At 69.5% G+C, this 14,415-nt stretch carries 14 protein-coding genes; 11 read left to right on the top strand and 3 right to left on the bottom strand.

Annotated features, from left to right (window positions below; all coding sequences use genetic code 11):
• Together AC1DBN_RS11145 and AC1DBN_RS11140 are read right to left on the bottom strand one after the other, a co-directional pair.
• On the bottom strand, nt 1–177 hold a 177-nt coding region (locus AC1DBN_RS11145; protein WP_477723203.1), incomplete at its 3' end, for a phage holin family protein.
• On the bottom strand, nt 177–1,187 hold the full coding sequence (locus AC1DBN_RS11140; RefSeq protein ID WP_477723196.1) for a hypothetical protein: 1,011 nt from the start codon (nt 1,185–1,187) through the stop codon (nt 177–179). The genes AC1DBN_RS11145 and AC1DBN_RS11140, both read right to left, overlap by 1 nt.
• 187 nt (nt 1,188–1,374) lie before the next feature.
• On the opposite strand from AC1DBN_RS11140, the gene AC1DBN_RS11135 reads away from it, so the two are divergent.
• Nucleotides 1,375–2,205 carry a hypothetical protein gene (locus tag AC1DBN_RS11135; protein WP_477723195.1) on the top strand — a complete coding sequence of 277 codons (831 nt, stop codon included), beginning with the start codon at nt 1,375–1,377 and terminating at the stop codon, nt 2,203–2,205.
• A 20-nt stretch (nt 2,206–2,225) separates the two neighbouring features.
• Here AC1DBN_RS11135 and AC1DBN_RS11130 read toward each other — a convergent pair whose 3' ends face one another.
• Entirely contained in the window at nt 2,226–3,269 is a 1,044-nt protein-coding gene (locus AC1DBN_RS11130; protein WP_477723194.1) for an NAD-dependent epimerase/dehydratase family protein, read from the bottom strand.
• A gap of 146 nt (nt 3,270–3,415) precedes the next feature.
• Here AC1DBN_RS11130 and AC1DBN_RS11125 point away from each other — a divergent pair, with 146 nt between their 5' ends.
• From AC1DBN_RS11125 to rfaE2, 10 genes are all read left to right on the top strand, one after another.
• Entirely contained in the window at nt 3,416–4,348 is a 933-nt protein-coding gene (locus tag AC1DBN_RS11125) for a sigma-70 family RNA polymerase sigma factor (RefSeq protein ID WP_477723193.1), read from the top strand.
• A gap of 154 nt (nt 4,349–4,502) precedes the next feature.
• Nucleotides 4,503–5,039 (top strand): D-glycero-alpha-D-manno-heptose-1,7-bisphosphate 7-phosphatase, encoded by a 537-nt coding sequence (locus AC1DBN_RS11120; RefSeq protein ID WP_477723192.1) that lies wholly within the window; start codon nt 4,503–4,505, stop codon nt 5,037–5,039.
• A complete protein-coding gene (locus AC1DBN_RS11115; RefSeq protein WP_477723191.1) occupies nt 5,039–6,127 on the top strand; it encodes a glycosyltransferase family 9 protein in 1,089 nt (362 codons plus the stop codon). The genes AC1DBN_RS11120 and AC1DBN_RS11115 overlap by 1 nt, the downstream gene beginning before the upstream one ends.
• On the top strand, nt 6,124–7,152 hold the full coding sequence (locus AC1DBN_RS11110; RefSeq protein WP_477723190.1) for a glycosyltransferase: 1,029 nt from the start codon (nt 6,124–6,126) through the stop codon (nt 7,150–7,152). The genes AC1DBN_RS11115 and AC1DBN_RS11110 overlap by 4 nt, the downstream gene beginning before the upstream one ends.
• Nucleotides 7,149–8,408 (top strand): glycosyltransferase, encoded by a 1,260-nt coding sequence (locus AC1DBN_RS11105; protein WP_477723189.1) that lies wholly within the window; start codon nt 7,149–7,151, stop codon nt 8,406–8,408. Before AC1DBN_RS11110 ends, AC1DBN_RS11105 begins: the two co-directional genes overlap by 4 nt.
• Nucleotides 8,405–9,106, top strand: a complete 702-nt coding sequence (locus AC1DBN_RS11100; RefSeq protein ID WP_477723188.1) for a D-sedoheptulose-7-phosphate isomerase — start codon at nt 8,405–8,407, stop codon at nt 9,104–9,106. Before AC1DBN_RS11105 ends, AC1DBN_RS11100 begins: the two co-directional genes overlap by 4 nt.
• Entirely contained in the window at nt 9,103–10,563 is a 1,461-nt protein-coding gene (locus AC1DBN_RS11095) for a PfkB family carbohydrate kinase (RefSeq protein WP_477723187.1), read from the top strand. Before AC1DBN_RS11100 ends, AC1DBN_RS11095 begins: the two co-directional genes overlap by 4 nt.
• An 84-nt stretch (nt 10,564–10,647) precedes the next feature.
• The gene (locus tag AC1DBN_RS11090; RefSeq protein ID WP_091717834.1) at nt 10,648–11,349 is read left to right on the top strand and encodes an SDR family oxidoreductase; all 702 of its coding nucleotides are present in this window, start codon (nt 10,648–10,650) and stop codon (nt 11,347–11,349) included.
• Nucleotides 11,350–11,390: 41 nt separating this feature from the next.
• Complete coding sequence (locus AC1DBN_RS11085; protein ID WP_477723186.1) at nt 11,391–12,818, top strand: aldehyde dehydrogenase family protein; 1,428 nt, start codon at nt 11,391–11,393, stop codon at nt 12,816–12,818.
• Complete coding sequence (rfaE2, locus tag AC1DBN_RS11080; protein ID WP_477723185.1) at nt 12,815–14,374, top strand: D-glycero-beta-D-manno-heptose 1-phosphate adenylyltransferase; 1,560 nt, start codon at nt 12,815–12,817, stop codon at nt 14,372–14,374. Before AC1DBN_RS11085 ends, rfaE2 begins: the two co-directional genes overlap by 4 nt.
• The last annotated feature ends 41 nt before the right edge of the window (nt 14,375–14,415 follow it).

Below are 14,415 nucleotides of genomic sequence, written 5' to 3'. Positions count from 1 at the left end.
GCCGCCGCCTTTACCGGCCCGGGTGGCGGACTGTTTGAGTTCGGCTTTGGCGAGGTCGACTTCCTGGCGCATCAGGGTGGACAGGTCCCGGGTGACATCGCCGAGCAGTTCACCCAGCGACGCTGTCTCTGCCTTCTGGTGCGCCACGCTTGGCGACTCAGGAATCTGGCTACTCATCAGAACCTGCCGGACTCGCCGTCCGTGGACCGGTCGCGGGTGCGTGGGTCGTTGGCCATGGGGTCATCCGCGAGCTCGCGGTCATAAACCGGGTCGTCGGCGATCTGGTTTCCGGACCAGGGCTCCTCGACCAACTGGGGGCTGTCCAGCCCGCTGGCCGGACGCACAGGTTCCGGATACCCGCTGCCGGGAGCGCCGCCATCGTACCCTGCCGTGGTGGTCGCCGGGCCGGGCAGCTGCACCGGCGGAGGCGGGACGGTACCGCCGGCCGGTGCGTAGGATTCGCTGTACTGGTCGCCGTATCCGGTTCCCGAGTACTGGAGTCCGCCGGAGTGCCTGCCCGGGGTGCCGGACGTGCCGGTGCGGGACGATGCCTCCGGGGCGCCCGCCGTGAGGCTGCGGGTCAACCGGCCGGCCAAAACGCCTGCGCCTGCCGCAAGCAGCAGGAATGTTCCGGGCTTGTTGCGGGCGAAGCGCTGCACGTCGCCCAAAAGGTCACCGGGTTCCCTGCTCTCCAGCCATGACGCGACGGAAGAGCTGCGCTCGGCCGCCTGCCGGATCAGGTCGCTCGCCATACCCTGTTGCTCAGGGGCGGTGGCCATGCTGTGCAGCTGGTCAGAGATGTTGCGGATCCCCTGCGCGGCCTTCTGCTGCTGGGCGCCTGCCTCGCTGGTCAGGCCTGTCTTCGCCTGGTTCATGAGGTCCTTGGCGTTGGTCTTTGCCTCGGCTGCGACGTTGCCGGCTTCTTCCTTCGCCGTATGTGCCACATCCTTGGCTGCCGACGTTGCCTGTCCTGCCACGTCAGAGGCCTCGGCCTTTGCGGCATCGGTTTTCGAACCGCCTGACGGAGTGCCCGCCTGGTAACCGCCTGAGGGGTAGTCACCCGTGCCGGGTACAGGCGTCTGTGGAGTTGTGGCGGCGGGGAAGGTGGTTGCAGCCCGCTCGCCGGGAATTCCTGTATTGGCCGTGGGAACCGCGTTGGGGTCCTCGGGCCATTGGTTCTCTGTCATCTTCCATCTCTCTTTCCAAGAAGGCCGGTTGTTGATCAGAAACCAGCAATACTGGCCGTAAAATGATAAGCATGATTACTAATGAATGGTAAGTACCCTTCGTAAACGAGTTATAACCGAACCCGATAAGTCAGCCGGACGGCGAGGGCCTGCCCGGTCACAACTGAAGTGGAAAGTGGTGGGTAGCGTGGAAACAGCTCCATGGATTTGGATAGTCATTGCCGTCGTTGTGGTGTTGCTGATTGTTGTCCTGCTGATGAGCGGGCGGCGCCGGAAGGCCGTCCAGGAAAAGCGCGAGCAGGAACACCGCGAAAAAGCAGCAGAAATCCGCAGGGAAGCGGAAACCAAGGAAATCGATGCCCGCGAACGTGAGGCCAAGGCTGCCCGCGCACGCGCTGACGCCGAGCAGGCGCAGGTCAATGCCGCACGCCTTCGCCAGGAGGCCGACGAGAAGGCCCGCGAGGCGGGTTCACTCCGCGACGAAGTCGCCGATCACACGCGCAAGGCTGACGAAATAGATCCCGACGTCACGAACGACGCCGGCCGGCGGGCGCGCAGGGTCGACGACGGCGATCAGCGTCCGCGCCAGTCCGACGCGGCTGCCGGAACAGTGGGCCACGGGCATGATGACCGCGTGCAGGGCGACCATGTGCACACCGCCAATTCGCAGGATGACGGGGCCAATGGCGGCCAGGCCGACGTCCGCCGCGACGCCACACACGATGACCGGGCCTACGGCGGCCAGGCCGACGGGTCACACCATGACACGGCGCGCGATGACGGTGCACGCGATAACCGGGCGTACGGTGACCCGGTGTACGGCGACCACGCGGGAAGCAGCCGCGAGGCTGACGGGCGAGGGCCGGCGACCGGGCAGGACGGTGCCGATGGCAGGACCCTTGGTGACGAGCGGCGCCCCGGCGAGCGGGATCCGCACCTGGACGAACGGGACGGCCAGCCAGGCGACGGCGTTGACGAAACCAGGCACGGGGAGCGTAATCCGCGCGACGGAATTTAGGCACCGGGGAGCCGTCGCGGCTACGCGCCGCTTCGCGGTTTCAACACGGGGGAGGGAGCTACTCCCTTCCCCGTTCCCATGCCTTCCAGCACTTCGCGGACTGCGTCCACAGCCGAGGTCTTTGCCTCCCACCCCAAAATCCGCTGTGCCCGCCGGGTGTCCATGACGGGCGCTCCGGCGGCCATCTCCACCCACCCGGAATCGGTAGGTTGGAGCCGCAGCCGCCACGCCAGCCCGGCTGCCCGGTGAAGCAGCCGCATGGGCACGGGGAGGATTCTTTTGGCGCCCAGGACCCGGCCCAGCTCCTGGGGATCCAGGACCGGTTCGGCAGCGATGTTGAAGGCACCGCTGGCCCGCTGGTCCACCACGCGCCAGTAAGCCTCGGCCACGTCATCGGCGTGCACCGCCTGGAACACCAGGTTGTCCGGTGCGGGCAGCAGCGGAATCCGCAGCTTGCCGGGCAGCAGCCGCGGAATCATCGGGCCCAGGAAGTACCGGCCGATTTCGCTGCCTGCGTCGCCTTGGAAGATCAGGCCCGGGCGGATCCTGGCCACGGCAGTGCCGGGCTCGGCCTCGGCGAACCGGTCCAGCAGCGCTTCCTGCTCGGCCTTGTGCCGGCTGTAGTGTGAGCCCTGCATCCCTTGGGCGGGCCAGGACTCGTCCCTGCGGCCATCCTTGGATGACTTGCTGTAAGCGCCCACCGAGGACGCGCAGACCAGTTGCTTCACACCCGCGGCCCTGGCTGCGTCCAGTACATGCCTGGTCCCGGCGACGTTCGTCCGGTACAGCTGCTCCAGGTCCCGGTTTGGCTGGATCTGCCAGGCCAGATGGACGACGGCGTCAGCTCCTTCCAGCGCTGCTTCCAGCTTTTGGCGGTCCTGCTCCAGCCCCACGTCGAGCGTGTGCCAGTCCACCCCTGCGTACGGAGCCTGGCTGGTATCCGGGAGGCGGCGGCTGATCCCGGCGAGCTGGAGGCTCCCGGGTTTCCTGGCGAGCTGGCCCTGCAGGTTCCGCAGGAGGGCCGTGCCGGCATTTCCACTGGCCCCGGTGATGACAATCCGCATGAGGGTGCTCCTGACGCAAGGTGGACAGAACTGCGTACCAGACGAGCCTATCGCCGAGAAGGATTGTTTTATAAGCAAGCTTATGATTTGCTGCTTCTAAGTCTTGCCGCAGGCTTTCGGAACCATCCCCGAGGGAACCAACGTCAATGCCAGAATCCTTCTCTCCAGTTGCCGTGGACGCTTCATTCGTCCACAGCCACCAGTCCACGCCGACGCAATCACCCGCTTCCCCCCACGATCCGCACGCCAGGTCGGGGCAGCTGCGGGAGACCTTCGAAAACGATTTGGTCCTGGGCTACCTTGACCTCGCCGAAGCACTGGCCGCGCGCTTCGAAGCCCGCGGCCGCGAGCGGGCGGACTTGAACCAGGTGGCCTACCTGGGACTGGTCAAGGCCGCCCGTGGTTTCGACCGGTCCAAGGGCGAGAGCTTTCCCGCCTACGCCGCCCCCACCATCACCGGGGAGCTGAAGAGGTACCTGCGTGACCGGACCTGGGTGGTCCGCCCGCCGCGGAACATCCAGGACCTGCGCACCCGGATGTTCAGGGCCGAACCGGAACTGACCCAGGCGCTGGGCAGGACTCCCAGTGTGGAAGAGCTCGCCGGTGAACTGGAAACAGATCCGGCGGAGGTACAGGAGGCCATGTCGGCATCCAGCAGCATGCACCCGGACTCCCTGGATGCGGTCAACCCGCATTCGGACGCGCCGTCCATCGGCGAATTGCTCGCCTGCCCGGACACGCCCCTGGAACGGCTGGAGGAACTGGCCTGCCTGCGCGATGCCATGCATGACCTGGACCCGGCGGACAGGGAACTCCTGTACCGCCGCTACTTCTGCGAGGAAACCCAGGTGCAACTGGGCAAGCGGCTTGGAATGTCGCAAATGCAGGTTTCACGGCGGCTGGCCCGCGTGCTGGTGGAACTCCAGCGCCGCCTCGAAAACAGTTCCCGGCTCGACGAACCATCCGCCGAATGCCCCGGCGCTGCGACCTCCGGGGGGCGGGCGCAGACCCAACGCGCCGCCCACTCCCACCGGGAGCCCGCCCGGCGCCGCGGTTTTGGCCGGCCGTCGATGCCGTGACCGGACTGCACTGACTTCCGGCCCGGCCACGGCCGGGCGCGCCACACCACAGATTTCCTATCTTGCCTGTTCAGCGGGCCGGAAACGTTGCTGTCCGACGCCCGGTGCGATGTCGGCCTGTTTAGGAGCAGCAGCAGGAGGGAACAGGACTGACATGGGAAGCCCCGCAACTGCCAAGATCCGCGCCGTGCTGTTCGACAGGGATGGAACCCTGGTGGTCGATGTCCCCTACAACGGGGACCCCGCCCTGGTACGGCCCGTGCCCGGTGCGAGGGAAGTGCTGGACAGCCTGCGGGCGGACGGCATTGCCACGGGCGTGATCAGCAACCAGTCCGGTATTGCCCGCGGACTCATCAGCGAGGACGACGTTGCCAGCGTCAACGCCAGGGTGGAAGAACTGCTTGGCCCCTTCGACGTGTGGGAAGTCTGCCCGCACTCGGACCAGGACAACTGTGACTGCCGCAAACCCGCCCCGGGAATGGTTCACAGTGCCTGCAGGAAGCTGGGTATTGACGCATCCGAAGCGGCCCTGATCGGCGACATCGGCGCCGACGTCCGGGCCGCCGAGGCTGCGGGAGCTACCGGAGTCCTGGTACCCACCCCGGTGACCAGGGCCGAGGAAGTGGCTGCCGCCCGGCTGGTGGCACACGACCTGGCCGGCGCCGTCGTCCTCCTCCGGGAGGCGCCGTAATGGGGCGCGTGCTGGTGGCGCGGCTGGACAGCATGGGCGATGTCCTGCTGGCCGGACCCGCAGTGCGGGCAGTCGCCAACGGCCGCGTTCCGGACGGCAGCGGCGCGAACCATGTGGTGATGCTGTGCGGCCGGCAGGGCGAGGCCGCCGCGGGACTCCTGCCCGGCGCCGCCGAGGTCTACAGTTGGGACAGCCCGTGGATCATGAACCCGGCGCCCAAAATGACGGGCCCCCACGCGGACCGCCTCATCGAGTACGTCCGCAACTCCAGGATTACCGAAGCCGTCATCCTCACCTCGTTCCACCAGTCCCCGCTGCCGCTGGCACTCCTGCTCCGGCTGGCCGGCGTCGAGCGGATCACGGGCGCGTCAACGGACTATGCCGGTTCGCTGCTCGATGTGCGGCTCAAACCCGGCGAGGACTTCCCCGAAGACCAGCCGGAAGCCGAACGTGCGCTGGGCATCGCCGAAGCCGCAGGATTCAGGCTCCCCCAGGGCGACGACGGCAAGCTCCACATCACTCCCGGCCCGGATGTCCGTGACCTCGTCGGCGACGGGCCGTACGTGGTGGTCCACCCGGGCGCGGCTGTGCCGGCAAGGGCGTGGCCCCCGCTCCACCACGCCGCCGCCGTCGAACTCCTCCAGGGCGCCGGCCACCGCGTGGTGGTGACCGGCGGCCCCGGCGAAACCTCGTTGACGGCCACCGTGGCCGGTCCCTCCGCGCTGGACCTCGGCGGCCGGACCGATGTGCACACGCTAGCGGGCGTCATGGCCGGCGCCGATGCTGTGGTCACCGGAAACACCGGCCCCGCCCACCTGGCAGCAGCGGTGGGCACGCCGGTGGCCTGCCTCTTTTCCCCCGTGGTCCCGGCCATCCGCTGGGCACCGTACGGGGTGCCGCTGGAGCTGCTGGGAGACCAGAACGCGGCCTGCCGGATGACCCGCGCCCGCATCTGTCCCGTCCCCGGCCACCCCTGCCTGGACTCCGTATCCCCCGAAGAAGTGGTGGCCGCCGTTGAACGCCTGATCAGCGGCGTGAGCTCCTTCAGCACCCACGTCAGCACCCGTAGAAAGGCCCGCAACAGATGAGAATCCTGCTCTGGCATGTCCACGGATCCTGGACGGACGCCTTCGTCCGCGGCAGGCACGAGTACCTGCTCCCCGTCCTGCCCGAGGGCGGGCCATGGGGCCTGGGCCGCGCCGGGCGCAACTGGCCGGACTTAGTGCGGGAGGTGGACCTGGCGACGCTGGACGCAGGCTCCGTTGACGCCGTCGTGCTTCAACGGCCCGAAGAAATCAGCGAAGTCTCCCGGGTCCTGGGCCGCACCCCCGGAGGGGACCTGCCCGCGGTCTTCGTGGAGCACAACACGCCCAAGGGTGATTTCCCCTTCACCCGGCACCCGCTGGCGGACCAGAACACCATCCCCCTGGTGCACGTAACCCACTTCAACCGGCTCGCCTGGGACAACGGATCAGCCCTGTCCACAGTCATCGAGCACGGCATCCCCGACCCCGGCCAGTTATATACGGGGGAGCTGCCGGACCTGGGCGTGGTGGTCAACGAACCCGTGCGCCGCGGCCGGGTGACGGGCACGGACCTGCTGCCCGCCTTCGCCGACGTGGCGCCCCTGCAGGTGTTCGGGATGAAGACCGAGGGATTGGCAGTTGCCGCCGGCATCGGGACGGACCGGCTCACCCCGCGCGGTGACCTGAAAACGCAGGAACTCCACCGGGAGCTGGCACGCTGCCGTGTCTACCTGCACCCCATGCGCTGGACTTCCCTGGGCCTGTCCCTGCTTGAGGCCATGCACCTGGGCATGCCCGTGGTGGTGCTGGCCGCCACCGAAGCTCCCCGGGCAGTCCCGCCGGAAGCCGGGGTAGTGTCCGCGGACATCGACGAGCTGCTCCGGTGCGCCCGCAGGCTGGTCGCCAACCCGGACGAAGCACGACGGCGGGGCGTCGCCGCGCGCGAGGCCGCACTGGCCCGCTACGGCCTGGGCAAATTCCAGGACAGCTGGGACGGGCTCCTGGCAGATCTCGGACGCAGCCCCTCTGCCCGTCACCGGCCGGACGGGCAGATCCTTGTTCCGGCGCAAGATAGGAAGACCGCATGAAAATCGCGATGATTTCCGAACACGCCAGCCCGCTGGCAGCCCTGGGCGGGGTGGACGCCGGCGGGCAGAACGTCCACGTCGCCGCACTGTCCGAAGCGCTGGCAAGGCGCGGACACCAGGTCACCGTGTACACCCGCAGGGACGCGACAGAGCTTCCCGCCCGCGTAAAGGTGGGGCCCGGTTTCGAAGTGGTCCATGTGGACGCCGGCCCTTCCCGGCACGTTCCCAAGGACGATCTGCTGCCGTTCATGGGTGAACTGGCCGACGGCGTGGCCCAGGACTGGGACCAGCGGCCCCCGGATGTGGTCCACGGACACTTCTGGATGTCCGGCCTGGCCGCCCTCGACGCCGCCCGCCGGGCCGGCCCTGGCTACCGGGTCCCCGTCATCCAGACCTTCCACGCACTGGGCACGGTCAAGCGCCGGCACCAGCGTGCCGAGGACACCAGCCCGCAGGAACGCCGCTGGCTTGAACCGGGCGTCGGGCGGTCCGCGGACCGGATCATCGCCACCTGCTCGGACGAGGTGTTCGAGCTCAAAGCCATGGGCATCGACACGGGAAAGATTTCTGTCGCACCCTGCGGCGTGGACCTGGATGTCTTCGGACCGGATGGTCCGGTGGACCCAAAGCCCAGATCCCACCGCATCCTTTCGGTGGGCCGGCTGGTGCCGCGCAAGGGCGTGGACCTGGTGATCCGCGCCCTGCCGCACTTGCGCGCAGCCGGCTTTGCCGACGTCGAACTCCTCATCGTTGGCGGCGGCGGGGACTCGGGTGCCATTTACTCAGACCCCGAGGTGCGCCGGCTGCTGGACCTCGCCGCAGAACTCGGCGTCCAGGACCAGGTGGTACTGGAAGGCCAGGTGCCCCGCAGGGACATGCCCGGCATCTTCCGCAGTGCCGATGCCGTGGTCTGCGCCCCCTGGTACGAGCCGTTCGGCATCGTCCCCCTCGAAGCCATGGCGTGCGGCGTGCCGGTGGTGGCCGCGGCCGTGGGCGGGTTGCGGGACACCGTGGTGGACCACGCCACCGGCCTGCACGTCCCGCCCCGCGACCCGGAAGCCATCGCGTCGGCCCTGGCCATGCTGTTGGGCAACCCCACCCTGCGGACCGAACTCGGCGATGCCGGCCAGCGCCGCGCCGGTGCCCGCTATTCCTGGGACCGGGTGGCCGCGGAATCCGAAAAGGCCTACAAGCTGGCGGTGGCGGCTGCCGCCGCCCGCCCGGCAGCCATCCCCATGGAAGGAGCGGCGCTGTGACTGCTGAATCATCCCTCCGCGACATCGACCTGGCGCACCTGGCCATGGCACCGGCCCTTCCTGCGGTGCTGCCCGGCGCCGCGTACGTGGATTCCGCCAGCGCCGACGCCGTCAGGCTGCACCTGGACAACGTGGTTCCCGCCCTGGAATCCCTGCGCAGCCAGTCCGGCCGGCTTGCCGCCTGGGGTGTGGAGCTGGCCCAGCGGATGCTCCGCGGGCAGCGGCTGCTGGCCGCCGGAAACGGCGGGTCCGCCGCCGAAGCCCAGCACCTCACCGCCGAACTGGTGGGACGGTTCGACGGCGAGCGGGTCCCGTTCTCCGCCATCTCCCTGCACGCGGAAACATCCGCCATGACGGCCATCGCCAACGACTACGGGTACGACGACGTCTTCGCCCGCCAGGTGCGCGCCCACGGCCGCTCCGGCGACGTGCTGGTCCTGCTGTCCACCAGCGGCAAAAGCCCCAACCTGCTGCGCGCAGCGGAGACCGCATCCCGCCTGAACATCACCACCTGGGCGCTGACCGGTGCAGGGCCGAACCCTTTGGCCAGCGTCTGCGATGAAGCCGTGATGATCGATGCCCTCAACGCGAACGCCCAGGAGGGCCACCTGATCGCCCTGCATGCCGTGTGCCGGGCCTTCGACCTCGAGGTGGCCCGCCACAGCCCCGCCATCCTGCAGCAGGGAGGCCTGCCATGAGGATCGTGGTGGTGGGCGACGTGATGCTGGACGTGGACCTCTCCGGCGAGGCGACCCGGTTGAGCCCGGATGCACCCGTCCCGGTGGTGGACGTCTCCGGGATCCGCAGCCGCGCCGGCGGCGCCGGCCTGGTGGCACGGATGCTGGCCGGGGAAGGCTGGCCCGTCACCCTGGTGACGGTGTTCGGCGATGACGACGCCGGGCGGCAACTTCGCGGCGAACTCGCCGGCGTGCGGCTGGTGTCCGGCCCCAGCGGCCACCCCACACCGGTGAAAACCCGGGTCCGGGCCGGCTCCCATGCAGTGGTCCGGTTCGACCAGGGGTGCGGCAAGCCACCGGTACCGGAGATGTCCCCCGCCATGCTTCGTGCCGTGGAGGAAGCCGGTGCCATCATCGTGGCCGACTACGGGAGGGGAGTGGCGGCCAGCCCGGAGCTGCGCCGCCTGCTTGCCAGGCGCACGGCCGAAGTGCCCGTCATCTGGGACCCGCATCCGTCCGGGCCGGAACCGGTGCCGGGAGTTGCCGTGGTAACGCCCAACCTGGCGGAGGCCACCAAAGCCGCCGCCACTTACGCAAGCCCCGCTTCAGGTGACGGCGCGCCCGGTGACCCGGCCGCCGGCGTCGGACGCATCCTGCTGGAACGCTGGCAGAGCAACGCGGTCCTGGTGACCAAGGGTTCGGACGGGGCCGTGCTGCTGCAGCGGGACAGCGTGTCCCCCCTGGATGTTCCGGCGCCGCGGGTGGAAGCCGGGGATCCCTGCGGGGCCGGCGACCGCCTGGTTGCAGGCCTGGCAGTCCACCTCTTGGCCGGCAGCGCCCTGCCCGAGGCGGCGGGGCTGGCAGTCAACGATGCCGCCGACTTCCTGGGCGCCGGTGGCGTCGCTGCCTTGCCTGACCGGAGCTCGGACCACGGCGTGGTCCGGGACGACGGCGGGGACGCATCGGGACCAACCGGTGCGTCGGTGGAACGGCCGGCGGACGGACCCACACGGCTCCGGCGCGCCACCGAACCGCTGCTGCTGGCCCGCGCGGTCCGCGGCAACGGCGGAACGGTGGTGGCCACCGGCGGCTGCTTCGACCTGCTGCACGCCGGCCACGTGCGCTCGCTGGCCGCCGCCCGCGAACTCGGCGACTGCCTCATTGTCTGCCTCAACTCGGACAGCTCGGTCCGGCGGCTCAAGGGCGCGGAACGCCCCATCATCGGCCAGCAGGACCGGGCTGAACTCCTGCTGGCCATGGAGTGCGTGGACGCCGTGATGGTGTTCGACGAAGATACTCCGGAAGTTGCCCTGGACCGGCTTCGCCCTGACATCTGGGTCAAGGGCGGCGACTACAAAGGTTCCCGGTTGCCCGAAGCGGAGCTCGTGGAGAGCTGGGGCGGCAGGTGCGTCACTGTTCCCTACCACCCGGCACGGTCCACCACCGGCTTGGCCGATGCGCTCGCCAAGGTGAGCTGACTTTCCCTATCCACCCAAATGCCGCACCACACAGATCAATCGCACAACACCCCGACGATTTGATTCCCCATTGAAAGGAACACCATGACTGCAGATGCCAACAACCCCGGACGCGTACTGGTTACCGGAGGCGCCTCCGGACTGGGTGCCGCCGTCGTCGACGCCGTCCTGAAGGCAGGCGGAACGCCCGTGGTCCTGGACCGCGATATCAGCAGCGTGTCCGGCGTCAAGGCGTTCGAAGTGGACGTTGCGGACCGGCTGGCCGTGGAAGCGGCCGTGCGTGAAGCGGCCGAAACGGTGGGCGGCCTGGACGGCGTGGTGACCGCCGCCGGCATCGACCGCTGCGGCAAGCTCGCCGACGTGGACGCCACGGAGTGGGAGAAGGTCATCGGGGTGAACCTGATGGGCACCGTCTCCGTGGTGCGCGCCGCGCTGCCCTACCTGAAGGCCAACCACGGCCGCGTCATCACTGTCGCCTCCACGCTGGGCAAACGCGCCGTGGCCGATGCCACCGCCTACTGCGCCTCCAAATTCGGTGTGGTGGGTTTCAGCCACGCCCTCGCGGCGGAAACCGGAGGCGAGATCGGTGTCACCACCATCATCCCCGGCGGCATGAAGACCCGGTTCTTCGATGACCGCACGGAACAGTACAAGCCGCAGGACGATTCACGCCTGAACGATCCCGCCAACACCGCCCAGGCCATCCTGTTCGCGTTGAACCAGCCCCGTGGCTGCGAAGTCCGCGAAATGCTGATCTGCCACGAGGAAGAAGGGTCCTGGCCCTAAACCGGCCACAGGCCACGTCCGCACACGACGGGAGGAACCCCATGCCCACCACAGCGATCGACACACCAGCAGGCCGGGACACGGCCGAATCCGGCGGCATCACCATCACTGACCCGCGCACCGGCGAGGTCCTTTGGACAGTCCACGAAGCAGGCCCTGAAGCGGTGAACCATGCCGTGGAGGTGGCCCGCAGGGCTGCCCCGGAATGGGCTGCCACCGCGCCCGCGGACCGCGGGGCGGCCCTCAAGGCTGCGGCCCGGGCACTGGACTCCGCCGCGCAGGAGCTGGCCGGGCTCAACGCCAGCGAAACCGGGCGGCCGGTGGAGGAAGCGCTGGCCGGCATCGGAGCGGCCGTTTCCACCCTTGAGCAGTACGCCGAGCTTGCCCCGGTACATCGGGGCCACAGCCTCCGGGGCAACCGGCTCGCCGCCGACTACACCGTGGCCGAGCCGCGCGGGGTCGCGGTCCTCCTGACTCCGTGGAACGACCCCGTGGCAGTGGCCTGCGGCCTGATCGGTGCCGCCCTGGCCACGGGCAACGCCGTCATCCACAAGCCGAGCGAACGCTGCCCGAGGCTGGGCGAGGCGCTCGGAGAGGTCCTGGCGCCGGCCTTCCCGCCCGGAGTGCTCCTCACCGTTTCCGGCGGTGCCGGGGTTGGCGCCCTGCTGTCCCAGGCCGAGGTGGACGTACTGGCGCACGTGGGTTCAAGCGCATCAGGTGCCAGGATTGCCCGTGCGGGCGCCCTGACCGGCGCACACGTGCTGCGCGAAAACGGCGGCAACGATCCGCTCCTGGTGGACCGCTATGTCGATCCCGCCTGGGCGGCGGAGCAGGCCGCCATCGGCGCCTTCAGCAACAGCGGCCAGATCTGCACGGCAGTGGAACGGATCTACGTGCACCGGGACATCGCGGAACCATTCACCGCGGCGCTCCAGGCGGAGGCCGCGCGCCGCAACGGCAACGGATCCGTGGCCCCGCTGGTGGACGGGCGCATGCGCGACGAGGTCCACGCGCAGGTCACCGAAGCCCTCGGGGCCGGCGCCACTGCAGTGGAGGGCGGAGACCTGCCGGACGGGCCGGGATCCTTCTACCCGGCCACCGTGCTGGTTGGCTGCACCGCACAGATGCAGGTGATGACTGAGGAAACCTTCGGCCCGGTTGCCCCGGTGCAGGTGGTGGACTCGTTCCACGACGGCCTGCGGCTCGCGTGCAGCGGCAAGTACGGCCTCGCGGCCACCGTCCTGAGCAGCAACATCGCCCACATCCAGCAGGCCGTGGCGGCGCTGCCGGTGGGCACGGTCAAGGTCAACGCTGTATTCGGCGGAGCCCCGGGCGGCGCAGCGCAGCCCCGCGGCGACAGCGGAGCCGGGTTCGGCTACGGGCCCGAACTGCTGGACGAATTCAGCCAGGTCAAGGTGGTCCACATCTCCGCGCCGCCCGCGCCCGCTGCCGAACAGGCCCGGCCATGAGCCTGCACCCGGACACTGCCGACCTTTCCACCCAGCGGGCGCTCGCCGAATGGCTGCCCGGACGCTTGGCGGCAGAACAGCCGAGCGTGCTGGTGATCGGTGACCTCATGCTGGACGGCTGGTGGAGCGGCACCATCGAGCGGCTCTGCAGGGAAGCTCCGGCGCCGGTGGTGGACATCGCCGTCCGGGACTCTTTTCCGGGCGGTGCGGCAAACACCGCCATGAACCTGGCCGCCCTGGGCGCCCGGGTCTCCGTTGCCGGCATCATCGGCACGGACGACGCCGGTGCGGACCTGCGCCGCCAGCTCGAGACGGCGGGCATCGACGTCCGGCACCTGCACTCGCACCCGGACATGGTGACCACCACCAAGATCCGGATCAGCAGCGGCGGCCAGGTGATGCTCCGCATCGACGACGCCGCCCGGACCGTGCCCGCCGAAGCGCTCGCCGAGCTGGCCTCCTCGGTGCGCGCCGCCGTCGAACGCCAGGATGCCGTGCTGGTGTGCGACTACGGCAACGGCGTGCTCGCGGACCCCGTGCAGGAAAGCCTGGTGGCAGCCCTGGCCAATGCCGGGACTGCCGGGAATGCCGGTAAACGCCGCCCGCTGGTGGTGGTCGATTCCCATGACCCGCGGCCCTGGGCGCCGCTGCGGCCGGACCTGGTCACGCCCAATGCGCAGGAGGCCGCACGGCTCCTCGATGTCCGGCTCCCCGACGGGCCCGACCGGGCGGACACTGTCACCGGGCAGGCACCGGCGCTGCTGGCAGCCACCGGCGCCGCGGCGGTGGTGGTCACCCTGGACCGGGACGGTACCGTGCTCATCAGGCCCGACGGCGCCACCCACCGCACGTGGGCACGCCCGGCGGCCGAAAAGCAGGCCTCCGGGGCGGGCGATACCTTCGTGGCGGCACTGACCCTGGCGCGCTCTGCCGGGCTGCCGCTGACGGCCAGCCTGGACCTCGCCCAGTCGGCCGCCGACGTGGTGGTGCACCAGCCCGGCACCTCGGTATGCAGCACCAGCCAGCTCAGCCGGTACCTGGCAGCCTTCGCGGACACCGCCCTGGGAGCTGACGAGCTGCAACAGCAACTGGACCTGCACCGGTCCGAGGGGCAGCGCATCGTGCTGACCAACGGCTGCTTCGACGTCCTGCACAGCGGCCACACCCGCTACCTGAACCAGGCCAAACAGCTGGGCGACGTCCTGGTGGTGGCGCTGAACAGCGACGACTCCGTCAGCCGCCTCAAGGGGCCGGGGCGGCCCATCAACGCCGTCGCGGACCGCGCGGCTGTGGTGGCGGCCCTGAGCTGCGTGGACTACGTGACTGTTTTCGATACCCCTACCGCCGAACCGCTGATCCGGCAGCTCCGGCCCGACGTCTATGCCAAGGGCGGTGACTACACGCCGGAAATGCTGGCGGAGACACCTGCAGTTGAGGAGTCGGGCGGCCGGGTGGCCATCCTGGACTACGTGGCCGAACGTTCCACCACCGCCGTGGTCAACCGCATCCGCGGCGGCCAGGGAGCTGCCACGGCACTCCAGGGCTCGGGGGAGTAGCCCCGCTGCAGTTCCACTAGGGTTGAATCCATGACTGAGGC

It is taken from the genome of Pseudarthrobacter sp. 10T415, assembly GCF_056394175.1.
The sequence above is the reverse complement of the archived record's forward strand: the minus strand, read 5'-3'. Positions and strand labels throughout refer to the sequence as shown.